Source organism: Clostridium sp. YIM B02569 (assembly GCF_022320765.1).
Lineage (GTDB): Bacteria > Bacillota > Clostridia > Clostridiales > Clostridiaceae > Clostridium > Clostridium beijerinckii.
The window spans coordinates 335568-359714 of sequence record NZ_JAKJJX010000001.1; the positions used below are offsets into that span (position 1 = coordinate 335568).

At 29.8% G+C, this 24147-nt stretch carries 25 protein-coding genes; 1 reads left to right on the forward strand and 24 read right to left on the reverse strand.

Annotated elements, in window-relative coordinates; genetic code table 11:
• Positions 1-103: 103 nt before the first annotated feature.
• The 5 genes from coaBC to L3B96_RS01510 are packed head-to-tail and all read right to left on the reverse strand — an operon-like array spanning position 104 to position 3295.
• Positions 104-1288, reverse strand: coding sequence for a bifunctional phosphopantothenoylcysteine decarboxylase/phosphopantothenate--cysteine ligase CoaBC (gene coaBC, locus L3B96_RS01490; protein ID WP_011968483.1), 1185 nt, complete (start codon positions 1286-1288; stop codon positions 104-106).
• Between the two features lies 1 nt (position 1289).
• Complete coding sequence (gene rpoZ / locus L3B96_RS01495; protein WP_011968482.1) at positions 1290-1508, reverse strand: DNA-directed RNA polymerase subunit omega; 219 nt, start codon at positions 1506-1508, stop codon at positions 1290-1292.
• On the reverse strand, positions 1489-2127 hold the full coding sequence (gene gmk, locus L3B96_RS01500; protein ID WP_238858633.1) for a guanylate kinase: 639 nt from the start codon (positions 2125-2127) through the stop codon (positions 1489-1491). Before gmk ends, rpoZ begins: the two co-directional genes overlap by 20 nt.
• Entirely contained in the window at positions 2127-2399 is a 273-nt protein-coding gene (locus L3B96_RS01505; protein WP_011968480.1) for a DUF370 domain-containing protein, read from the reverse strand. The genes gmk and L3B96_RS01505 overlap by 1 nt, the downstream gene beginning before the upstream one ends.
• Positions 2400-2413: 14 nt before the next feature.
• Positions 2414-3295, reverse strand: coding sequence for a YicC/YloC family endoribonuclease (locus tag L3B96_RS01510; protein ID WP_017210774.1), 882 nt, complete (start codon positions 3293-3295; stop codon positions 2414-2416).
• A gap of 576 nt (positions 3296-3871) precedes the next feature.
• Between L3B96_RS01510 and L3B96_RS01515 the strand changes: the two genes are divergently transcribed.
• A complete protein-coding gene (locus tag L3B96_RS01515) occupies positions 3872-4690 on the forward strand; it encodes a hypothetical protein (RefSeq protein ID WP_238858634.1) in 819 nt (272 codons plus the stop codon).
• 286 nt (positions 4691-4976) lie between these two features.
• Here L3B96_RS01515 and L3B96_RS01520 read toward each other — a convergent pair whose 3' ends face one another.
• The 19 genes from L3B96_RS01520 to L3B96_RS01610 form a co-directional block, all read right to left on the reverse strand.
• The gene (locus tag L3B96_RS01520; protein WP_011968477.1) at positions 4977-5402 is read right to left on the reverse strand and encodes a hypothetical protein; all 426 of its coding nucleotides are present in this window, start codon (positions 5400-5402) and stop codon (positions 4977-4979) included.
• Positions 5403-5843: 441 nt separating this feature from the next.
• The gene (spoIVA, locus tag L3B96_RS01525) at positions 5844-7322 is read right to left on the reverse strand and encodes a stage IV sporulation protein A (protein ID WP_011968476.1); all 1479 of its coding nucleotides are present in this window, start codon (positions 7320-7322) and stop codon (positions 5844-5846) included.
• A gap of 509 nt (positions 7323-7831) precedes the next feature.
• A complete protein-coding gene (locus L3B96_RS01530) occupies positions 7832-8824 on the reverse strand; it encodes an NAD(P)H-dependent glycerol-3-phosphate dehydrogenase (protein ID WP_011968475.1) in 993 nt (330 codons plus the stop codon).
• Between the two features lie 2 nt (positions 8825-8826).
• Positions 8827-10143 carry a ribosome biogenesis GTPase Der gene (der, locus tag L3B96_RS01535; protein ID WP_011968474.1) on the reverse strand — a complete coding sequence of 439 codons (1317 nt, stop codon included), beginning with the start codon at positions 10141-10143 and terminating at the stop codon, positions 8827-8829.
• 58 nt (positions 10144-10201) lie between these two features.
• Positions 10202-11536 carry a DUF512 domain-containing protein gene (locus tag L3B96_RS01540; RefSeq protein WP_238858635.1) on the reverse strand — a complete coding sequence of 445 codons (1335 nt, stop codon included), beginning with the start codon at positions 11534-11536 and terminating at the stop codon, positions 10202-10204.
• Positions 11537-11775: 239 nt separating this feature from the next.
• Entirely contained in the window at positions 11776-12438 is a 663-nt protein-coding gene (phoU, locus tag L3B96_RS01545) for a phosphate signaling complex protein PhoU (RefSeq protein WP_011968472.1), read from the reverse strand.
• Positions 12439-12751: 313 nt separating this feature from the next.
• Positions 12752-13414: a phosphate signaling complex protein PhoU gene (gene phoU / locus L3B96_RS01550; RefSeq protein WP_078114841.1), complete on the reverse strand. Its 663-nt coding sequence runs from the start codon at positions 13412-13414 to the stop codon at positions 12752-12754.
• A gap of 18 nt (positions 13415-13432) precedes the next feature.
• Positions 13433-14182: a phosphate ABC transporter ATP-binding protein PstB gene (gene pstB / locus L3B96_RS01555; protein WP_011968470.1), complete on the reverse strand. Its 750-nt coding sequence runs from the start codon at positions 14180-14182 to the stop codon at positions 13433-13435.
• 9 nt (positions 14183-14191) lie between these two features.
• On the reverse strand, positions 14192-15076 hold the full coding sequence (pstA, locus tag L3B96_RS01560; protein WP_238858636.1) for a phosphate ABC transporter permease PstA: 885 nt from the start codon (positions 15074-15076) through the stop codon (positions 14192-14194).
• Positions 15076-15969: a phosphate ABC transporter permease subunit PstC gene (gene pstC, locus L3B96_RS01565; RefSeq protein WP_017210780.1), complete on the reverse strand. Its 894-nt coding sequence runs from the start codon at positions 15967-15969 to the stop codon at positions 15076-15078. Before pstC ends, pstA begins: the two co-directional genes overlap by 1 nt.
• A 23-nt stretch (positions 15970-15992) precedes the next feature.
• Positions 15993-16901: a phosphate ABC transporter substrate-binding protein gene (locus L3B96_RS01570; RefSeq protein ID WP_238858637.1), complete on the reverse strand. Its 909-nt coding sequence runs from the start codon at positions 16899-16901 to the stop codon at positions 15993-15995.
• 202 nt (positions 16902-17103) lie between these two features.
• Positions 17104-18810: an ATP-binding protein gene (locus tag L3B96_RS01575; protein WP_238858638.1), complete on the reverse strand. Its 1707-nt coding sequence runs from the start codon at positions 18808-18810 to the stop codon at positions 17104-17106.
• A 2-nt stretch (positions 18811-18812) separates the two neighbouring features.
• Positions 18813-19514, reverse strand: coding sequence for a response regulator transcription factor (locus L3B96_RS01580; protein WP_011968465.1), 702 nt, complete (start codon positions 19512-19514; stop codon positions 18813-18815).
• 15 nt (positions 19515-19529) lie between these two features.
• Entirely contained in the window at positions 19530-20270 is a 741-nt protein-coding gene (gene pgeF, locus L3B96_RS01585) for a peptidoglycan editing factor PgeF (protein ID WP_238858639.1), read from the reverse strand.
• Between the two features lie 264 nt (positions 20271-20534).
• Positions 20535-20984 (reverse strand): transcriptional regulator NrdR, encoded by a 450-nt coding sequence (nrdR, locus tag L3B96_RS01590; protein ID WP_011968463.1) that lies wholly within the window; start codon positions 20982-20984, stop codon positions 20535-20537.
• Between the two features lie 70 nt (positions 20985-21054).
• Positions 21055-21324 carry a YlmC/YmxH family sporulation protein gene (locus L3B96_RS01595; RefSeq protein WP_011968462.1) on the reverse strand — a complete coding sequence of 90 codons (270 nt, stop codon included), beginning with the start codon at positions 21322-21324 and terminating at the stop codon, positions 21055-21057.
• Positions 21325-21364: 40 nt separating this feature from the next.
• Positions 21365-22138 carry an RNA polymerase sporulation sigma factor SigG gene (gene sigG / locus L3B96_RS01600; protein ID WP_011968461.1) on the reverse strand — a complete coding sequence of 258 codons (774 nt, stop codon included), beginning with the start codon at positions 22136-22138 and terminating at the stop codon, positions 21365-21367.
• Positions 22139-22220: 82 nt separating this feature from the next.
• Positions 22221-22928, reverse strand: coding sequence for an RNA polymerase sporulation sigma factor SigE (gene sigE / locus L3B96_RS01605; RefSeq protein WP_011968460.1), 708 nt, complete (start codon positions 22926-22928; stop codon positions 22221-22223).
• On the reverse strand, positions 22903-23745 hold the full coding sequence (locus L3B96_RS01610) for a sigma-E processing peptidase SpoIIGA (RefSeq protein WP_238858640.1): 843 nt from the start codon (positions 23743-23745) through the stop codon (positions 22903-22905). The genes sigE and L3B96_RS01610 overlap by 26 nt, the downstream gene beginning before the upstream one ends.
• Positions 23746-24147 lie beyond the last annotated feature (402 nt).

Sequence of the window (24147 nt, forward strand, 5' to 3'; positions counted from 1 at the left end):
ACATAAAAACTAATAATCAGAACTATTTCATACTTATACATCTACCTTCATTTGCGTATCATATGTATAAGTATTTCCAATATTAATAAAAGAAGCGCAAATTCTAGCGCTTCTCAAGTATAATATCAAATAAGTTAGTTGCAATTTTTTCTTTGCTCATCTTATCTAAGTAAATTTCCTTACCTTCTTTAGACAAGATTATTACTTTATTATCTTCTGAGGCAAACCCAGTATCACTTGCTGTTATATCGTTTGCTACAATATAATCTAAATTTTTTCTTTGTAGTTTTGACATAGCATTATCTTTTAACTCTTGGCTTTCAGCCGCAAATCCTACTAGAATTTGATTTTTCTTTTTGCTTCCAAGCTCCATTAGAATATCATTATCTCTAATAAATTCTATGCAAAGCTCTCCATCACCTTTTTTTATTTTTTGTGTGCTATAATTTTTAGGCTTATAATCTGCAACTGCAGCTGACTTTATTACTATATCTGCTTCATCAAATATGTTCATAACTTCATTTTTCATTTCTTCATTTGTAGAAACCTCTACAACATTAATATCTTTTGGAGCTATTATTGATGTTGGTCCAGATATTAATGTTACATTGGCTCCTCTATTTCGTGCTTCCTTTGCTATAGCATAACCCATTTTTCCAGTTGATCTATTTGTAATAAACCTCACCGGATCTATAGGTGCTATAGTTGGACCTGCTGTTACTACAACATTTTTATTTAGCAAATCTTTATTTTCATTTAATTCCATTAAAACTTTGTCAACAATAATTTCAGGACTTTCAAGTTTACCTTTACCGCTTGTTCCACAAGCAAGTCTTCCTTCAGCTGGGTCTATGAATTCATATCCAAGTGACTTTAATTTCTTAATATTTTCTTGGACTATAGGATTCTCATACATATTGGTATTCATTGCAGGCGCAAAAATCACTTTTGCCTTAGTTGCCATTATTGTAGTCGAAAGCATATCATCTGCTATTCCATTTGCAACTTTACCTATTATATTAGCTGTAGCAGGTGCTACTAAGAATACATCTGCCTTTTCTGCTAAACTTATATGTTGAATCTCCCAAGCTTTCGGTTCTGCAAACATATCGCATGTAACCATATTCTGACTTAAAGATTGAAATGATAATGGGGTCACAAATTTAGTAGCTGATTCTGTCATAATTACATTAACATTAATATCTTTTTTAACAAGTAAACTTACTATTTCTAATGCCTTATATACTGCAATTCCACCACTTACACCCAACACTAAATTCTTTTTCATTTTATTTAAGACCTTCTTCTAAAATTTCAAATTCAACTGCATCTTGATCCACTTCATTTATTGCAATTGTTAAAGGTTTATTTGATTTTATTGAAATCTGAGGTTCTGCACCTTCTATTATTTGTCTAGCCCTTTTTGATGTTAAAATTACTAAAGAATATCTGTCATGTATCTTTTCTAATAAGTCTACTACTGATGGACTAATCATAGAGTTGTTCATGAATAATTCCCTCCTTTGAATCTAATATACTATCTTTTATTCTATCTACTCTGCATTTTTCAGCAGATATTATAGCTTCTAATTTTTCTACAGCTATCTCTACTTTATCATTTACTACTGCATAATTATATTTTGAAATAAAATTAATTTCCTTATACGCTGATTTAAATCTCTTCATTAGAGATTCGTTAGTTTCACTGCCCCTGTTAATGATTCTTTGTTTTAACTCTTCCATAGATGGTGGAAGGATGAATACAAAAACTCCTTCTCTTGTGTTTTCTTTAACTTTTAATGCACCTTGTATATCTATTTCTAGAATAACATCTTTCCCACTTTGTAACATTTCTTCAACGTTAGATTTAGGTGTACCATAGTAATTATCATACACTTCTGCATATTCTAAGAAATCATTACTTTCTATCTTTTCTAAAAACTGCTCTTTGGACATAAAAAAGTAATTAATGCCTTCTACTTCTCCAACTCTTGGAGATCTTGTAGTAGCTGATACAGACAACATTACATCCTTATTTTTCTCCATAAATCTTTTACATATAGTACCTTTTCCAGCACCAGATGGTCCTGATATAACTATTAATAGACCTCTCCCTTTAGTAATCATTATTCATCATCCTCATCAACTGCCATATCATCTTTTGTAGATAATCTATGAGCTACTGTTTCAGGTTGAACTGCTGATAAAATAACATGATCGCTATCTGTTATTATTACAGCTCTAGTTCTTCTTCCATAAGTAGCATCTATTAGCATACCTCTATCCCTTGCCTCTTGAATAATTCTTTTAATAGGTGCTGATTCAGGACTCACAATTGCAACTAATCTATTAGCAGAGACTATATTCCCAAAGCCTATGTTTATTAACTTTATTCCCATTTTTTACCTCCTAATTATTCAATGTTTTGAACTTGTTCTCTTATCTTTTCAATGGTATTTTTTATCTCTATTACTTTGTTAGTCATATTTATTTCTGTTGATTTAGATGCTATAGTATTAGCTTCTCTATTCATTTCTTGAATTATGAAATCTAACTTTCTTCCAATAGGTTCATCTAAATCTAACGTACTTTTCATTTGGCTTAAATGACTTCTGAGTCTTGTTATTTCTTCATCTACTGCTGCTTTATCTGAAAGAATAGCCACTTCTAATGCTATCCTGCTTTCATCTATATCAACACCAGATAATAGTTCTTCCAATCTTTCTTCAAGTTTCTTCTTGTAATTCTTTGGAATACTATCAGCTACCTTTTCTATTTCTTCAACATAATTCTCTATAATCTCAATTTTTGATAAAATATCAACTTTTAATTTTTCGCCTTCTTTGCATCTCATATCATTCATTAAATCTAGAGCCGATTCAATCAGAGGCGATATCTCGCTAAAAATATCATCTAAATCATCATCCAACTCTTCCAATGTAATAACATCAGGAAATTTAGCTATTTTAGTTGTAGATATATCATCAATAACGTTCAATTCACTTTGGATTTGTTTTAAACATTTATAATACTCTTCAGCTAACTTCATATTTAGATTTGCTTTTCCAATGTTATTTCCATATGCTTTATAATTAATAAAAACATCAACCTTACCTCTATTTAGTCTTTTACTAATTATCTTTCTTATCTTCTCTTCTAAAGCCAACATCGTTCTAGGCATTCTTATATTTATATCTAAATATCTATGATTTACGCTCTTCATCTCTATAGAGAAACTTGACTTTCTTCCATCTTCGCTTTGAGCCCTTCCAAAGCTAGTCATACTTTTTATCAACTGTACACCTCCTTTTAACTTTTAAACAATTTGGAGTTTGCTTTACTAAGTATAATCATAATAAATTTCTATGTCAACATTCTGTTCACAAATTGTTAACATTTATATTTACAAACCTTATAAAACCTTAAATTCATCTCTTTACTAGAGATTAGTGAAGGGTTGTTCGGTTTGCCGTTTGTCATCAACTTGCTTGAAATCACGCAAAAACAAGTATAACCAATAATATTTTTCATAATTAAAGATAATATCTTGATTAGTGACAAGTTATTTAAAATAATTGTATCTAGTAAAGGTACATTATTATAAACTAGACAGAATACTCACTTTATATATAAAATTTAAAGGTTTCATATTTATGAAAAAATTTATTTATGCATTTATAGAGATACCTTATTGCAGTGGTTGCTAATTTAAATAACAAATGTATTTTAATACGATTGAATCCAAAGGAATATGTAACAATATTTACTAATTTCTGTGACATAATTGTAATATTAGCTATTTATAATTAAGGCAAATAAAAGCTAATAAACAAAATTTTATTGAAAAAGGTTTAGAAAGGAAGTAATCAATATGAAAAGTAAAAGCATAAATAGTAAGATTATAACAGGAGCCATTTTAGCAAGCCTAATTATAGGATCAAGTAGTATAGGGGTATTTGCAGCAGATACATCTAATACGACAAGTGATACATCAACAACTCAACACCAAAGAATGCAAGGTAGAGGATTTGCAACTAAGTTAGATGCATTAGTTACAGCAGGAACTCTAACATCAGATCAAGAAACAGCAATAGAAAACACTCTAAAACCACAAGGTAATTTCAATGGCAGAGACCACAAAGACATGTTTAAGAATAAGTTGTCAGAATTGGTGACAGCTGGAACCCTAACATCAGATGAACAAACAGCAATAGAAACTGCATTAACTAATGCTGGTAATGAAAAAGGTGGATTTAAAGCAGCTTTAGACAGTTTAGTAACAGCTGGCACTTTAACATCAGAAAAGGAAACATCAATAGAAAATGCTCTAAAACCACAAGGTAATTTCAATGGCGGAAACCACAAAGACATGTTTAAGAACAAGTTAGCAGAATTAGTAACAGCTGGAACCCTAACATCAGATGAACAAACAGCAATAGAAACTGCATTAACTAATGCTGGTAATGAAAAAGGTGGATTTAAAGCAGCTTTAGACAGTTTAGTAACAGCTGGCACTTTAACATCAGAAAAGGAAACATCAATAGAAAATGCTCTAAAACCACAAGGTAATTTCAATGGCGGAAACCACAAAGACATGTTTAAAACTAAACTTGATGCATTAGTAACTGCTGGAACTATAACTGCAGACCAAGAAACTGCTGTATTGAATGAATTTACTCCCTCAAAATAATATTCTTTATGGAATATATACAGAACGTAACATTATAGCATAGGTTATTCAACAACTAATTTTTGCAAATAGTTAATTGAGAAAATATTCTTAGGAATCAAAGATTCCTAGTATTCTATAAATAGCAAAAGATTACTTAACAACTATTTATTAAACCATTGTTAAGTAATCTCTCTAATATAATTTATTTTTTGGCAGGTCGGCGTATCCTGCATCTCTGATTACTAAGACTAGCGCGTGAGGAGCCTTTTCTCACCTCAAAAAACAAAATTTATTTCAAAATTAATTATAATATATTTTCTTTTAATTCACTATCTTCAACTTTTATTAATCTTCCTTTATATATTCTAGCATTCATTTTTGATAATGTTATTGGATACATAGTTGCGACATATATATATTGATCTTCTAAATCAACTTCCAATCCTAAAAGTAAGATAATATTATCAACCTTCTTAACTAATTCAAGAGAGTCACCAACTGATCTCTTATAATTCACACCAACATATTGTGGATCTTTAATCACTTTTTCTATAGTATCTATTATATTATCCTTGATTTTTTTTGTGAATTGCCTACCATGTCTTTTTTTTATATGGTTTACAACACCTGGAGAGGCATAAACTATTCTAGGTAAATCAAGCTCTAAGAGCTCACTTATAGAGATTTTAATTTTACCAACTTTCTTATAAGCTTTATACTCTCTTTTCATAATACCCCTCATTTATATCCTTTCTTTTATTATATCCCAGTAGTATGTATTTTTCCACCACTTAAATAAAAAATCATGGTAAAAAAAGTGTTGATTTTATTACTTTACAATACATAAGGCATATACGAGAAAAACGAACCCAAGATACCATGATTATTTTCATTAGGCATGGAAGCAGATTCCTCTTATATCTAGCCTATTTTGGTTCTCTGCCTCCGTGAGCCGAGAACCAAAACCTATGATTAAGTGTAAATCGCTTGCTCATGGACCTTAGAGAGTGGAGCCTCCCCATGTACTTGAAAATAGGCTTGGCATATGCACTCGTTATTCTCTTTATTATGCCTAATATGTAGTATCACTAATATAACTAATTTACTTAACTACAATATAAAATCAACACTTTGTTAGGATTAAATTATAAAAATCTTTATATCAGATTTTTTAAAGTATTATACAGATTAATCCACCATTACCTTCATTAATAATTTTCTGCAAAGTTTTTTGAATCTTAACTTGAACATCTTCTGGCATTTTATATAGCTTATTTTGTAATCCTTCTTTTACTAACACTTCTAAAGATTTTCCAAACATATTACTTTGCCAAAGAAGGGCTGGATCTGTTTCAAATTGTTCTAGAAGGCCTTTTACTAGTTCTTCGGATTCCTTTTCTGATCCCATTATAGGGCTTATCTCAGTTTTAATATCACACTTTATAAGATGTAAGCTTGGAGCACTTGCCTTTAATTTAACTCCATATTTATTACCTTGTTTAACTATTTCAGGCTCCTCAAACTTCATTTCCGAAAGTTGTGGTGCAACTAATCCATAGCCACTCTCTCTTACATCTTCTAATGCATCTTTAACCTTATCATATTCACATTTTGCATGACTTAGGTCATTTATTATGCTTAGTAAGTCACTTTCTGAACCAACTTCTAAATTACATATCTCACTAAGAACCTTATAGAAAATTCCATCCTTAGGTTTCATAGATATTTTTGCTGTTCCACTACCCAAATCAACTTCATTTATGGTTGCTTTTCCCATAAAGTCTTCATTTTCAAAATCATTTAAGCAGTATTTTATGTCTCTTACCTTAGAGACATCTTGACTCATGTTCATAATTATGTTGAAAAAGTCTTTTTTTAGCCAATGGTTACATTCCAATTTTTCTAACCATTCAGGCATATCAATATTTATTTCTTTTACAGGGAATTCCTTAAGTACGTGTTTAAATAAATCCTCAATATCTTGTTCTTCCATATTATAAACATCCATAACTTGAACAGTTACATTATATTTATCTTCTAATTCTTTTTTCAATGCCTTAGTTTCTTGAGAATTAGGCTTATTAGTATTAAGAACTACAATAAATGGTTTATTTAGTGACTGTAATTCATATATTACCCTTTCTTCTGGTTCTACATAGTCATTTCTATCTATTCCAGTTATACTTCCATCAGTTGTAATTACTAATCCTATTGTTGAATGGTCTTTTATAACTTTTCTTGTCCCAATTTCTGCTGCATCCTCAAAAGGTATTTCGTAATCATACCATGGTGTATGAACCATTTTAGTTTCCTCACCATCTAGATATCCTAATGCTCCTTTTACAATATATCCTACGCAGTCAACCATCCTTACTTTAAATTTTATTTCATCCCCTAAATTTATTTCTACTGCTTCATTAGGTACAAATTTAGGTTCTGTTGTGTGAATATTTTTTCCTGAGCCACTCTGTGGTAACTCATCTTTTGCTCTTTCCTTTTTATAAGTATTATCAATTTTAGGTATTACCATAAGATCCATGAACTTTTTAATAAATGTAGATTTCCCTGTCCTAACTGGTCCTACGACTCCTACATATATGTCCCCTTGGGTTCTATCGGCTATATCTTTGTATATGTTAAAATTGTCCACATTTTTCCCTCCCATATTCTTTTTTCCAATATATATATATTCATGCTTTATTTAAAATATACAAATATAATAAATAAAAAATTTTAACACAATTCTAATCACTAAATATATGATTAAAATATTATTAAAATTCCTATCTTTAAAATTAAACATTAACATTAGGCATAATTAAAAAAGAATAAAAAAATAGTGGCCAACATATTCAAACATACTTGATCTACTATTTTTATAGCGTGTATAAAATATCACTATATATATAACAATTCTTCATAATAACTCTGAAGACATTGCAAAAATTTTAGCCGTAATTGTGAAATGTGAATTACAACATATATATTTTTTCAAGTAACTTTTCACACAACCTATTGAGGAATTTAATCAGACTATAATTTACTAACATTTGAAAATACAAAACCAGCTATATAAAAAATCAATCTTTTTTATATAACTGGTACAAATAACTTGAAAATAAATTCCTAAAATATACTCATATTCCAATACTATAAATATTAAAATAATTCACTCTTTTTGTCTCTATTCATGAGTTCATCAACAATAGACTTGGCATTCTTTCCTTCAAATAATCCTTTATAGAGTCCATCTGTTATAGGCATTGATATACCTATTCTTTCCTTCAGTTGATAAAATGCTCTACAAGCTTTTACTCCTTCAACAACCATTCCTACTTCTTTTAAAGCGTCTTCAAGAGACATACCTTTACCTATTAGTAAACCAGCTCTTCTATTTCTAGAATGCATAGATGTACAGGTAACTATTAAATCCCCCATACCAGTTAAGCCGTAAAAAGTTTCTGCTCTTCCACCAAGTGCTATTCCAACTCTAGAAATTTCCTTCATACCCCTAGTTAGTAGTGCAGCTTTTGTATTATCTCCATACCCAAGACCATCTATAACTCCTGCAGCTAACGCAATTACATTCTTTACAGCTCCACCAACTTCTACTCCTATTATATCGTCATTAGTATAGACTCTAAAATATGGTGTCATAAATAAATCTTGAACATCAGCAGCAAATTTCATTTCTTTAGATGTACTGACTATTGTAGTTGGTATTCTCATCACAACTTCTTCCGCATGACTTGGTCCTGATAAAACTACAACTGGATTATCTAATTCTTCTTCAATTACAACCGATAATCTTTTATCTGTGTCTTCCTCAATACCTTTTGCAATAGATATTATTGGAATATCTCTAGGGATCTTTCCCTTAATCGCTATACACATACTTCTAATTACATGGGAAGGTACTGATAAAACTATATAATCAGCACCATCTATTGCTTCTTCAATACTATTAAATGCAGTTACTCCTTTAGGAATTGCAAAATCTTTCATATACTTTTCGTTTGTTTTCTTAATGTTTATTTCGTTAACAACATTCTTATCTCTATCGTATATATTAACAACATTATTTTTTTCTGCAAGTAAAACAGCTAAGGCACTTCCAAAGCTTCCTCCTCCTAAAAAAGTAATTTTACTCATAACTATTCCTTTCTTTGTCTATATTCAATTTGTATTCCAGTTCCTTTGAAATCAAAACTATCTCTTAATTGATTTTCCAAATACCTTTCATATGAGAAGTGTCTTGCACTTTCATCATTTATGAAGAACACAAATTTAGGCGGTTTAGTTGCAACTTGAGTTGCATAGTAGATTTTCATTCTCTTAATTCCAACGATAGGTGGTTCCTTCATTAGTACAGCTTTACTTATAACATCATTTAATATACCTGTTGAAATTCTCTTATTGTAATTATCATAGCAATATCTTGCTAACTTAAGCACTTTATTAGTTCTTTGTCCTGTTAGTGCAGAGATGAATAAGTATTCAGCATAACTTAAGAACTTTAAATTTGATTGAAGATCCTTTTTAAATTTATCTAAAGTTTTATCATCTTTTTCAACCAAATCCCACTTATTAACAATAACCATAATAGCCTTTCTCAATTCATGAGCATAACCTATTATTTTTTCATCTTGTTCTGTAATTCCTTCTGTTGCATCAATCATAAGTATACACACGTCCGCTCTTTCTATTGCAGCGTAAGTTCTTATAACACTATATCTCTCAATTTCTTCTTTTACCTTGCTCTTTCTTCTAAGACCAGCCGTATCAACTAAAATAAATTTACCTTCTTCTGTTTCTAAATGACTATCTATTGAATCTCTTGTAGTTCCTGGAATATCAGAAACTATTACTCTTTCTTCTCCAAGCAATTTATTAATTAAAGAAGACTTACCTACATTAGGCTTACCAATCATTGCTATTCTAATATATTCATCATCTTCTTCATCATAAATAGATTTATCAAAATGCTTAACTACTTCATCAAGCATATCACCAAGCCCTAATCCTTGCCCTGCTGATATTGCCATAGGATCACCTATTCCTAAATTATAAAATTCATAAGCATTATTTTCATCTTTTAAATTGTCGACTTTATTAACAACTAAAACTACTGGTTTTTTGCTCTTTCTAAGCATAGTAGCCACTTCATTATCTGCAGCAGTTAATCCTTCTTTACCATCAACTATAAATATTATTACGTCAGCTGTCTCAATTGCAATATTTGCTTGTCTTCTCATTTGTTTTATAATAATATCATTATTCTCTGGTTCAATACCACCTGTATCTATCATAGTAAAATTATATCTCAGCCATTCAGCCTCTGCATACACCCTATCCCTTGTAACCCCTGGTGTATCTTGAACTATTGAAATTCTTTTCCCTGCTAATTTATTAAATAACGTTGATTTTCCAACATTCGGTCTTCCAACTATAGCAACTATCGGTTTACCCATTAAAATTCCTCCTCTTTATATTTAGACATATTCAAAAATAACAAGCCAGCATGCTAGTCTATTTTTCTTCATATGCCTCATTAAGTTTTTCTATTAAATCTTCACCTGTGTAGTCAACTACTATTACCTTGACATCTAAAGCTGATTCAATATCTTTAATTTTAATATCATCCAGCATTATCTGCTCATTAGAATCAGATAATTCGTAGCCTTTTCTAAACATGTTATTAGACATTATTAAATACTTACTATTTATCATTCCCTTCATCTGATTTATTATATCAGTTCCAGTTAAAAGTCCTGCTATAGTAATAGTTTCTCCAAAATAATGATTCACTATTTTGTAGACATCAAGCTGTATCTTAGGATTTTTACATTTAATTTTATTGCTGGCTTCAAGCAATTCATTATACGCCAGCTCTCCTGTAACTATAGAAAAGCTTCCCTTCATATTTAAATCCAAGTCATCTAAAGTGCTATCTATGGCATCTCTAAAACACCTAACCATTCCTATACCATCTTCTATTTGATGATAATCATCATAAAATTCCTGATTTGGAATTTCTTTATCTGCGACTAAATAAAATTCATCAGATAATCTCACAAATGGCTTACCAGTTTCTTTAATATATGTATCTTGCAATTCTTTAATATTATTGATTTCCTCAATAGATTGTTCCTTTGTATACGTATTAACATGTTTAAGTCCTTGCCTAAACTTAGTAATACCTATTGGAACTACTGCTACATCTGAGACTTCTGGATAAAGTTTATATAAATCTTCAATTGTTCTTTTAAGTTCATTTCCATTATTTATCCCTGGAACACAAACTATTTGTGCATTCATTGTAATTCCTGCATCAGCTAGTCTTTGCATTCTTTCAAGAACATTACCTGCAAATCTGTTATTTAGCATCTGAACTCTTAATTCTGGATTTGTTGTATGTACAGAAATATTGATTGGACTTATATGATATTTTATTATCCTATCAATGTCCTCATCTTTCATATTTGTTAATGTCACGAAATTTCCTTGTAAAAATGATAATCTAGAATCATCATCTTTAAAATATAATGTTTCTCTCATTCCTTTAGGCAGCTGATCAATGAAACAAAATATACATTTGTTACTGCATGATTTTGCTTTATCCATAATTCCCCCGCCAAATTCTATCCCTATATCCTCACCATATTCTTTTTCAATTTCAATTTCCCATATTTCACCACTAGGTTTTTCTATCTCTAAAACAATCTCTTCATCTGCAGATAAAAATTTATAATCTATGATATCATTTATTTCCTTATTGTTTATAGATACTAAGATATCATTTTCTTCTATCCCGACTTCCTCTGCAATTCCATTAGAGGTTACTTTTGTTATAATATTTTTCATTTTTTCACCCCTTATTATAACATTCTTATCTTTGTTATATTACATTAAACCCTTAGTTAAGTCAACAATTCATATTGTTAAAACATGTTTAACCTCATTATAATTTCATAAAATAATAATGTTTTTTATTCATACCTTTTAAAAAAATAGCTTCAAAAGATTTCATTTCTCGTATAAATGATTTAACAAAACAAAAAATGTTCTTAATAGCAAAGAACATTTTCCTACATTATATAGTCCTATTCATTCAAATCAACATAAGCTCCTGTTTTTGAAAAGACAGTCCATTCACATATATTAGTCACATGATCCCCTATTCTTTCCAAATATTTTATTACAAACAACAATTGAGTTCCTTCTTGAAGTAAACTTTCATCTTTTTTTATTGCTTTAATAAAAGAAGCAAACAGCGATCTATATATAGTATCTATCTCATCATCCTTTTTGCAAATTCTATATGCCATTTCTTCATCATCATTGACGTGGGAATCTATAGATGCCTTTATCATATACCTTGCTTTTCTTTCCATATCCCATAGATCCTCTGAAACCTTTTTAAGAGAATTCACATTTTTGCCGATTCTTTTTGTTATTTTACAAATATCTACTGCATAATCTGCTATTCTTTCTAAATCTGTCACTATTTTCGAAACAGTGAACACTCTTCTCAAATCTGTTGCCAGAGGCTGCTCTGCTGCAATAAACTTAATACACTGTTCTTCAATTATTTTTTGTAATTCATCAACTTTATCATCAGCTTTAATAATTTCATCTGCTGCTTCTATATCACAATTCTTTAAACACAGCATACTTTCATATATCTGCTTTTCTACTAAGTCTGCCATAATCACTAATTGCCTATTTATATTCTTTACTTTAGTATCTTGTGATCCTCTTGTCATTCTTCCATTGCCCCTTTATACTTAAATTTATCGTTTACACCTTAGTTACATAAATAAAATCTACATCGCACACTACGTGTTTCTGCTACTTTTAAAAATCACCACAGATTTGACTTGATTATAATTTTCTAAATAATAAAAAATATCATTAATTAAATTATCACGAGTTATCTTATTATATGATATATTTTCTTTATGCTTTCAATTTATTTTTTTCATATTACATTAATATAATACCTAAGTCAAGAAATTCATGACCAAATGATAAAAATGTCCTCAATAAATTAAGGACACTTTATAATACTTATACATCTTATTCATTTAAATCAACATAGGAACCTGTTTTTGAAAAAATAGTCCATTCACATATATTAGTTACATGATCTCCTATTCTCTCTAGATATTTTATTGCAAATAGTAATTGAGTTCCTTCTTGAAGCAGATTTTCATCTACTTTTATTGAGTTAATTAAAGTGGAGAATAAAGATTTATAGAATGCATCTATTTCATCGTCCTTTTCGCAAACCTTATATGCCATTTCCTCATCTTCATTAATATATGAGTCTACAGAAGCTCTTATCATAGCTCTAACTTTATCGTCCATCTCCCATAATTCTTCTGAACCTTTTTCAAATGAGCTTATCTTTTTCCCAATCCTCTTTGTTATCTTACATATATCTACTGCATAGTCTGCCATTCTCTCTAAATCCGTCACTATTTTAGATGCTGTAAATACTCTCCTTAAATCTGTTGCGAGCGGCTGTTCAGTTGCTATAAATTTGATACATTCCTCTTCTATCATTTTTTGCATATCATCAACAATATCATCATTCTTAATAACTTGCTCAGCCTTTTCTAGATCATATTTTTTTAAACTTAGCAAACTCTCATATATTTGCTTTTCAACTAGACTAGACATTTTTAGCAGCTCTCTATTTATATTTTTTACTCTTGTATCCTGCGATCCCCTTGTCATAATTATCATTGCCCCCTTTTAGCCAAATCTACCTGTAATATAATCTTCTGTTCTCTTATCTCTTGGATTATAAAATATGTCTTCTGTTTTTCCGAACTCTATAACTTCTCCATTTAAAAAGAATGCAGTTTTATCAGCTATTCTTCCTGCTTGCTGCATATTATGAGTTACAATGATAACTGTATATTTCTTCTTTAATTCATCCATAAGTTCTTCCATTTTTCCAGTTGATATTGGATCTAATGCAGATGTTGGTTCATCCATTAAAATTACTTCTGGAGAAACCGCCAATGTTCTAGCAATACATAATCTTTGTTGTTGTCCACCTGACATTCCAAGCGCACTTGATTTTAGCCTATCTTTAGTCTCGTCCCAAAGCGCTGCTCCTCTTAAGCTTTTTTCTACTATTTCATCTAAGATCTTCTTATTTTTTGTGCCGTGTATTCTAGGTCCATACGCAATGTTATCATAAATTGACATTGGAAATGGATTTGGTCTTTGGAATACCATTCCGATTCTTTCTCTTAAATATATATCATCATAGTCCTTATATATATCCTTACCTTCAAAAAACACTTCCCCAGTTATTTTTACGATCTCAATCAAATCATTCATTCTATTTAAAGTTCTTAGGAAAGTTGATTTTCCGCAGCCTGAAGGTCCAATGAGTGCTGTAACTTCATTTTTATTTATGGACATATTTATATCTTTAAGAGCCTGATTATCACCATAATATAAGCATAAATCTTTTGTTTCTATAATATTCATAACTATCTCCTACTTCCCACTATAAGCTTTCATCAATCTATTTCCAATTAACCTTGCACAAACATTGAATAAGAGAACTGCTATTATAAGCACAGCTGCCGTTCCGTTAGCTATTTGAGCAGCATCAACCACTGCACCTTCTGAATTTAGCTTCCATATATGGACAGCTAAAGTTTCTGCTGGTCTAAAAAGTGAAAATGCTGAGCTGTTCCCAGCCATACTTATGGCATTGAAATTTAAATTTTTAGAACTTAATCCCGCAGTATATAAAAATGCTGCCGCCTCACCAAAAATTCTTCCTGCTGCTAGTATTATACCCGTTAATATCTCTCCCATAGCTGTCGGAACTGTAAGCTTCGCTAATGTTTGCCATCTAGTTGCTCCAAGCCCCAAAGATGCTTCCTTAACCCTTTTACTTGCTGTATTTATTGCATTTTCTGAAATTCTAGTCATTGAAGGTATATTTAATATACTTACAGATAAAGCACCCGCAAGTATTGAATATCCCCATCCTGCCATATTAACAAAAACCAATAATCCAAACATACCAATAACAATAGATGGAAGTGAAGACATTGTTTCAAGAGACATTCTTATAAATTTAAGAATAGGTCCCTCTTTAGCATACTCTGCCAAATAAATTCCCGCTCCAACACCAATAGGAATTGTTATAACCAAAGAAATAACAAGCATATAAAATGAATTAAATAATTGCGGTGCTATTCCTCCTCCTGCTCCTGTAAGCTTTGGATTACCAAAAAGGAATGACGGTTTTAACATACTTCCACCTTTATATAAAATATATAAAATAAATGCACCAAGTAAAACCACTATGAACATACTTATTATATAAAATATAACTGTCGCAATTTTATCTACTTTTTTTGCATTCATTATACCGCACTCCTTTTCTCAATTACTCTTACTATAACTATAAATATAAAAGAAATCACAAGTAAAATTAATGCTAATGTCCATAATGCATCATTCCATGGCGTTCCGCCGACAGTATTAGCCATATCCATTGTTATTATACTTGTTAATGTTGCCATTGAGGAAGTGATACTATCAGGTATCTTTACAGTGTTACCAATTACCATTTGAACTGCTAACGCTTCTCCAAAAGCCCTTGCAATACCAAGTACTACACCTGTTAATATCCCTGATTTGGCGCCTGGAACTATTATTCTATAAATCGTCTGCCACCTTGTAGCTCCAAGGCCATATGATGCCTCAATATGATCTTGAGGTATTGTTTTTATAGCATCTATAGATAACGTTGCTATAGTTGGTAAAATCATTAATGATAAAACTAAAATCCCTGCGATTAAAGAAAATCCCATTCCTCCAAAACTTCCTTTTATAAATGGTACTAACACAGAAATACCGACCCAACCATAAACAACAGAAGGTATTCCAACTAATACTTCTAATGAAGGTTTAATTATCTTTTTCCCAAATTTGCTTGATATGACATTCACAAATATCGCCAAAGCAATAGCAATAGGTGCACTTATAACTACTGCACCTATTGATACTAAGGTTGACCCTAAGATGAAAGCGAGAGCTCCAAAGGAAGGCTCTCCACCTTTGTTTGGCTTCCAATTATTTGTGAATAAAAATTCTGTGACACTATATCCATCTTTTGTGAATATTCTTATCCCTTTTGAAGCTATAAATACTATGATTGATATTGTTATCACTATTATTAATATTGCACATAGCCCTGCAAAGCCTTGGCCCAAATACTCATTTTTAAGCCTTTCTTTAAAACTTCTTTTTTCCATCTTTACTCATCCCTTAATTGAAATTATTTTACTTTCATTTCACTTCCTGAAACAAATCCTAAATTATCTAAAACTGATTTATCAACTTTATTTGTAACATAATCTATAAAACTCTTAGCTACTCCTGTTGCTTCGCCTTTAGTATACATATGTCCCCATGACCAGAACTTATATGATCCATCAGATATATTTGCTTTTTCAGCTGCAACTCCGTCAAGTTTTACTATTTTTATAGCATCCTTAGCTTCTTGTGTGTTCATATATGCAAGACCTAAATAACTAATTGCACCATCATTTTGTTTCATTGCACTTAAAACTGCTCCATTTGAATCTTGAGTTACTCCTAATGATTCGTTTTCTGCTGATTTATCTCCACCAAGAATTACCTTTTCGAATGTTGCTCTTGTTCCAGAACCTGCTGTTCTATGAACTAATAATATTGGCTTATCAGGTCCTCCAACTTCTTTCCAGTTAGTTACCTTGCCAGAGAATATATCTTTAATTTGAGCTGATGTTAAATTATCTATTCCAAGTGATTTGCTTACCGCAACACCAAAACCTTCTGCTACAACTTTATGATCAACTAACTGACTTGCTTTATCTTTATCTAATTTTTCTTCTGCAAAAATATCTGAATTTCCTATATCTACTGATCCATCTAGTACTTGAGTAAGACCTGTACCTGATCCACCTGCTTGAGCACTAATTTGCGCATCCGGATTTTCCTTATTATATGTTTCAATTGCTTGTTCCATTAATGGAAGCAATGCAGATGAACCACTCATTGTTATTGATCCACTTACTTTATCACTTGATTCAGTCTTTGTACCTGTTTCTGATTTATTTGATGAGCTTCCACACCCAACCATTGCACTTCCTATAACTGTCACTAACAAAGCCCCTACGATTAACTTTAATGTTCTTTTTTTCATTATAAATTCCCTCCATCAATAAATTCGACATAAATTATGTTGGTTAAATTGTTTCTTATTACATATCTAATAATATACCCATTTAGTTAATCTATTATTAGAGAATTGTTAAGTTATATTAGAGTGGTGTTAAGAAAATTTAACATACCTTTGATAATAATTAAAAAATGCGCAAAGTTTCTACCACTTTGCGCATTATCTGTTATAAATATGGAATTTTTACTTCAAAACAAGTTCCTACTCCAAGCTCACTTTTAACATAAATCTCTCCGTTAAAAATTTTAACAATATGTTTTACAATTGCTAAACCAAGACCTGTTCCACCTTTCTTTCTTGATTTATCAACTCTATAAAATCTTTCGAAGATTCTTGATATATCTTCCTTAGGTATTCCTATTCCATTATCCTTTACTCTTAAACAATAATATCTATCTTCATCATAACTTAACACTTCGACTTTTCCAGAAGCATCCTTAGAGTATTTTATTGCATTTTCTATTAAATTCAAAGCCAGCTGATGGAATTTATCTCTATCTCCAAAGATCTTCTCACTACTATTATCTTTAAATTCTAATTTAATATTTTTATTAATAGCAGTTTTCCTCATTATATTAATTACTTCTTCAATTACTGACCTTGGCACAAATTCATGCATATCAACCGCTAAGTTACTTTCAATATTAGATAACACTAATATATCATTTATAAGTCTTGATAATCTTTCAGCTTCTTTATCTATAATATCTAAAAATTTCTCTCTTGTTTCGTCATCCTTAACAAATTTTAAAGTTTCAGCAAATCCCTTTATAGATGTTAACGGCGTCTTCAATTCATGAGATACATTGGCAACAAACTGGCTTCTCATAAGTTCTACTCTATTTATATCGGTTATGTCTTGAAAAGTTATAACCTTTCCTACGCCTTCCATTCCATCTACCATAGCTGATTTCTTAATTTTGAAATCCCTTTCTATTGGATGACGTATTTTTATTTCTTTATCATTTACATCATCTTGTTCTAAGAATCTGATTATATCATAGTCCTTTATATGGTCTAATAAACATTCGCCTACAATATTTTTTTTAATGCCAAGTAACGATTCTGCACACGGATTAATTGAAATTACCATATTGCAATTATCAACAGCTATAACTCCGCTTTCCATACTTTTTAATATTGATTCTATTTTATTTTGATTATCTATAACTTCACGAATCTTTATTTGTAACTGTTCCGCCATATTATTGAAGCTATTTCCCAAAGTCCCAAGTTCATCATTTGTATTGATATTGGCTCTTATTTTATAGTCCCCATGAGTCATTTTCAAAGTTACACTTTCTAACTCTTTAACTGGATCAACAATTTTTTTAACTAGTCTTAATGATAGAAATAAAGAAAATGGCATAACCACAAGTAATATTCCGAAACAATATTTAATATTTTCTTTAAGTATTATAGTAACAGAATTTATGCTTACAGAACTTCTAATTACAAAGTTATTGTTAAGCCTAGTAGCATAATATATTAAGTCTGACTTAATTGTCTCACTGTACCTCTTTGAATACCCTTCACCAGTTTCCATTGCTTTTTTAACTTCTTCTCTATCCCTATGATTTTCACTACTCTTTTGTTCATTATCGTATAAGACAACTCCACTATCATCTATAAGAGTAAATCGTACGTCTATACCATTTATTTTCGTATTATTTAATGCTTTTAACTCTTCATAATCATTTCTACTAATATCAGTAACATCATTAAGTTCAGAAACTAGCAAATTTATGTTTCTAAGCTGTTCTTTTGTATTTTTAATTTGTTCTAAATTTATTATTGTGATAAAAGAAGATGCTACAATTAATAGTGCAAATAGCACAGTTATAATAACTGAAGTTAATATTTTGTTTTTCATTTTTACTCAGCTGGGTTAAATCTATAACCTACTCCTCTTATAGTTTCAATAAATCTCGGATTTTTATCATCTTCCTCTATCTTCTTTCTAAGATATCTTATATGAACATCTACAGTTCTTGTTTCTCCTATATACTCATAACCCCAAATCTTATCTAATAGGGTTTCCCTTTTTAGTATTCTACCTTTATTTTTTATTAGTATTTGTAAAAGTTCAAATTCTTTTAAAGTTAGATCAACCTTTCTGTCATTAACATATACTTCATGACGTTCAAAGTCCACTTTAAGATTTTCTGAATTATATACATCATCTTCTGCCTCATTAAACGAGCTTGTTCTTCTTAAAACTGCCTTTACTCTGGCAAGTAATTCTCTAACCGAAAATGGTTTTGTTATATAATCGTCAGCTCCAAGTTCTAATCCAAGTATCTTATCCAGTTCTTCACCTTTAGCTGTTAACATTATTATTGATGTTTTTTTCATTTCAGAATCTCTCTTTATTTCTTTACAAACATCAAATCCATCCATACCCGGCAGCATTAAATCAAGCAATAACAAGCTCGGCTTCTCAGCCTTAGCTATTTTCACTGCATCAATACCATTATTAGCACTTAAAACCTCATATCCAGCATTAACTAAATTAAAATGTAATAATTCAACTATATGTTCTTCATCATCTACAATCAAAATTTTTTCATTAGCCATATTTCATCTTCCCCCTTAACGTGAAATAATAAAAGAAAACATTCTACCATAGGAACCCTGAGATTTTCTGTATGAATGCAATTTAATATCACTACTACAATAAGTACACAAATCTAAGCTATTTATATTGCACTCATTTATTCCAGATTTCCTTAGATCGTCTATTATGCAAGCTTCAAGATTAAGATTATTTCCATTAAATAGCTCTTTTTCATTTATTGTATCTTTCTTTTCAATAAACTTCTGCTTTAAATCTTCTGAAACTTCATAACAACATTTTCTAATATGTGGTCCTATATAAGCCTTAATATTTCTTACATCAGATCCAAATTCATTTTTCATTTTATCTATTGTCTTCAATGTAATAGACTCGAAGGTACCTCTCCATCCACTGTGTATCGCAGCTGTAACCTCTCTTTCTTCATCCACCAATATAACTGGTACACAATCAGCAGTGAAAACCCCAATAATAACATTTTTTTCATTTGTTATTATTGCATCTCCCTCTTCATTTATAATATCTTTCCCATTACCTTCATATTTTAATATTCTATCACTATGAATTTGCTTTATATATATTATATTATCTGCATTAAATTCTTTTTTTAATGAATTTAATTCTCTAACTCCCTCTTCTGTATTTCTATTAAAACTTCTTTCTTTTTCTGCATTTGTGAATATAATTTCAAATTTTTTACCATTTATTATTGTAAAATCATCTTTAATTTCTAAGTCTTTCAACTCTAATGTATTCACTCTAATCCTCCAATAAATTAATACTTTTTTAATAATGTATATGAAAATAAAAGTCACAAAGCCACCATGAAATCTTCTTATATACAGCTAGATACTTTTTATAAGAATAAAATGCTTGTTCCATTTAATTCATTTTAATTCTTTACTTAATATTAACATTTTATTAGCTGCTTGGCATCTTTATTAACTGAAGTTTAACTTATATATAACATTTTTCATTATAAAAAGGACATTGAAAACTTTTCAACATCCTTAATTATGTGATTATGTTCTAAGATTTTTTATTTCTTCTAGGAAAGTATCTATATCCTTAAATTGTCTATAAACTGACGCGAATCTTACATATGATATTTCATCTAACTCTTTCAATCTAGCCATAACCATTTCCCCTATTTCATTTGATGGGATTTCAGTGAGCATACTATTAGATATTGTTTTTTCTATATCATATGCTATTTCTTCGATTTGCTTTCTAGATATGGGTCTTTTTTGACATGCAATAATTAATCCGTTAATTATTTTTTCTTTGTTGAAATTTTCTCTAGTTAAATCTTTTTTAATTACTAGGATTGGAAAATCCTCTATTTTTTCATATGTAGTATAACGCTTATTACATTTTAAACATTCTCGTCTTCTTCTAATTGTTGTATTGTCATCTGTTGACCTTGAATCAACAACCTTACTTTCTTCAAATCCGCAAAATGGACATTTCATACTTTCATTCACCTCTTTGCTTTCGTATATCAAAACCTATACTTATTATAACTATATTTTTGAAATATGGCTATACATTGTTTGCATTTACTTTTTCTTTATCTTTTGCCTTCACCAATATAACATCTGTTCCTATTTTTACTATATCGCTCCACAAAATCTCTTTTTCATCTTCTTTTGCAAACCATGATTTTATTTCTCCTGGTAATATTAACGCAACTATTTTATTTTCATCGCAGTCTATCTTAAAATCTTTTATAAACCCGATTTTAGTTCCTGTTAATATATCTATAACTTCCATACTTCTCATAGCATTGAGTGAATGTAATTCAAGTTCCATAATTATCCCCCACCATTATAATATTATTAAACTCTCATTCTTATACGTGTTTTCTCATATGCTTTAGTGCTGTTTTTTCTAATCTTGAAACTTGTGCTTGTGAAATTCCAATTTCATCTGCTACTTCCATTTGAGTTCTTCCATTGAAAAATCTTAAATTCAATATAAGCTTCTCTCTATCAGTAAGTTTTTTCATTGCTTCTTTTATTGAAATATTTTCAAGCCAATGTTCATCTGTATTTTTTGCATCACTTATTTGATCCATTACATAAATGGCATCTCCTCCATCATGATAAATCGGTTCAAATAGCGATACGGGATCTTGTATTGCATCTAACGCAAATACAACTTCTTCTCTTGGCAATTCAAGTTCTTTTGCAATTTGCGATATAGTAGGCTCTTTATTATTGTCTTTTATAAATTTTTCTCTCATAATAAGAGCTTTATAAGCTATATCCCTTAAAGATCTACTTACCCTAATAGAATTATTATCTCTTAGGTATCTTCTAATTTCCCCAATTATCATAGGAACTGCATAAGTTGAAAATTTAACATTTTGAGACAAATCAAAATTATCTATTGATTTCATTAAGCCTATGCAGCCCACTTGGAATAAGTCATCGATATTTTCTCCTCTATTATTAAACCGTTGAATAACACTAAGTACTAATCTCAAATTTCCCTTTATAAAAGTTTCTCTTGCGTTCTTATCTCCAGCTTGCATTTGTAAAAAAAGCTGCTTCTTTTCTTTTTCTTTAAGTATAGGGAGTTTTGAAGTATTAACGCCACATATTTCTACTTTGTTAATTATCACAAGTATTCACCCCTTCGAAAGTAATAATCCATTGCATTAAACATTATCTCCGATAGGCAATACTTTTATACTTGAAGACAAGCTAAATCATTCTACTTATTTCTTTTTTCAATCTTTTAATTATTTTTTTCTCCAATCTAGAAATGTAAGATTGTGAGATTCCAAGCATATCCGCGACCTCTTTTTGCGTTTTTTCTCTTGTTCCATTTAAACCAAATCTAAGTCTTACTATTTCTTTTTCTCTATCATTTAAGCTCTTTAATGCCATAACTAATAACTGCTTATCTACTTCATCTTCTATCAAATTATAAACAGTATCGTTTTCAGTTCCTAATATATCTGATAACAGAAGCTCATTTCCATCCCAGTCAATATTAAGAGGCTCATAAAATGATATTTCAGCTTTTATCTTGCTATTTCTCCTTAAATACATAAGTATTTCATTTTCTATACATCTAGACGCATAAGTTGCAAGCTTTATCTTTTTCTCTGGATTAAAAGTATTTACTGCTTTTATTAATCCAATGGTACCAACTGATATTAAATCTTCTACATATACACCTGTGTTTTCAAATTTTCTTGCTATATAAACAACCAATCTTAAATTTCTTTCAATTAAAGTACTTCTTATATTTTCATCTCCACCATTTAATTTATTTACCAAATCTTCTTCTTCATCTTTTGATAATGGTGGTGGTAGAGCATCATTTCCTCCTACATAATATAATTTTTTTCTAAACAACTTGAACTTACATAATAATTTATTAAAAAACAGAACTAACTTTTCCATAAATATCCCCCTTATAAACTATTCCCCTTGATAATAAGGCATTAAATTCGCATTCTTTACTTAATTTTTCTTTACATGGACATATTATTGCATCGACTTCTTCATATAGATGATAATTATTGCTTATTTTTATGTTGTTAACTTTTATACCTTTAAGACTTCCTCCATATCCTATTGAACTGTAAAGCACATGATATGTATTGATACTATTAAACTCCACATCACTTATTAGGTTTTCTTCAATCAAAATACATGGAAGATTTGTAATTGGCTCTCTAAGCTCATTTCCAGTATCCAAAAAGCTTTTAATACTATATTGCTTACCTTCTATATTGAATTCAATCTCAAAAACAAAATTTCTTACAAACAGCTTGTCTCTAATGTATTCCACAAGTCTGCTAAAAATTATATACATAATCATTACTCCTAGCATAATATACTTAATTGAATACTTCTCTATTTTGAATGTAGTTCCTAATAAATATAAATTTTGCTTTAGTGAAAATAGAAAACATACTCCACTTAAAGTAAATGTCATCATTAGAAATATAATAAGAATCTTGATCATATTAAGAATGTTTGTTTTTCCATACACTATTCTAAGCATTATGAAAGCAACAATTAATTCAATAGGTAAACAAGAGAATATGTTTAACTGTGGAATAACTAAAACCAATGTATAAATTCCACCCAATAAACTGGAGCTTAAGAGCGCAATCACCTTACATTTATGCTTTATGCATTTCATAGTTACTGTTAACAAAAAGAAATTTACTATGCAATTTTCCAAAACCAAGGTATCAACATAAATTTCCATCTCAACGCCTCCAGTCTGTCTGGATTTTATTATATACTTCTTTCTCATAAAAATTTGTCACAATCACATTAAATCTTTTTGTTTTTTTAATTGAACTTTTTACATTTATTTACACTATATTTTTTTGTACTCTTTTTTATATTTAAAACTAACTTAATATGTAAAAATAAATTCTTTTATCTTATATAAATTTGCTAAAAATAAGTGGAATAAATTTTAAGTCATTCTATTCTAAATTTAATTATGTAATTTAAATTTAGAAATACCCAACTTTAAAACTAAATTTATATGATAACTTACCGAGATCATAAATATTTTGATTCCGAAAAGCTATGAAAATATCGCTGAAGGTTCTAAGCAGCAGGTGGCACTATGTAACTGACAAGTTTCTGAGAAAAATAC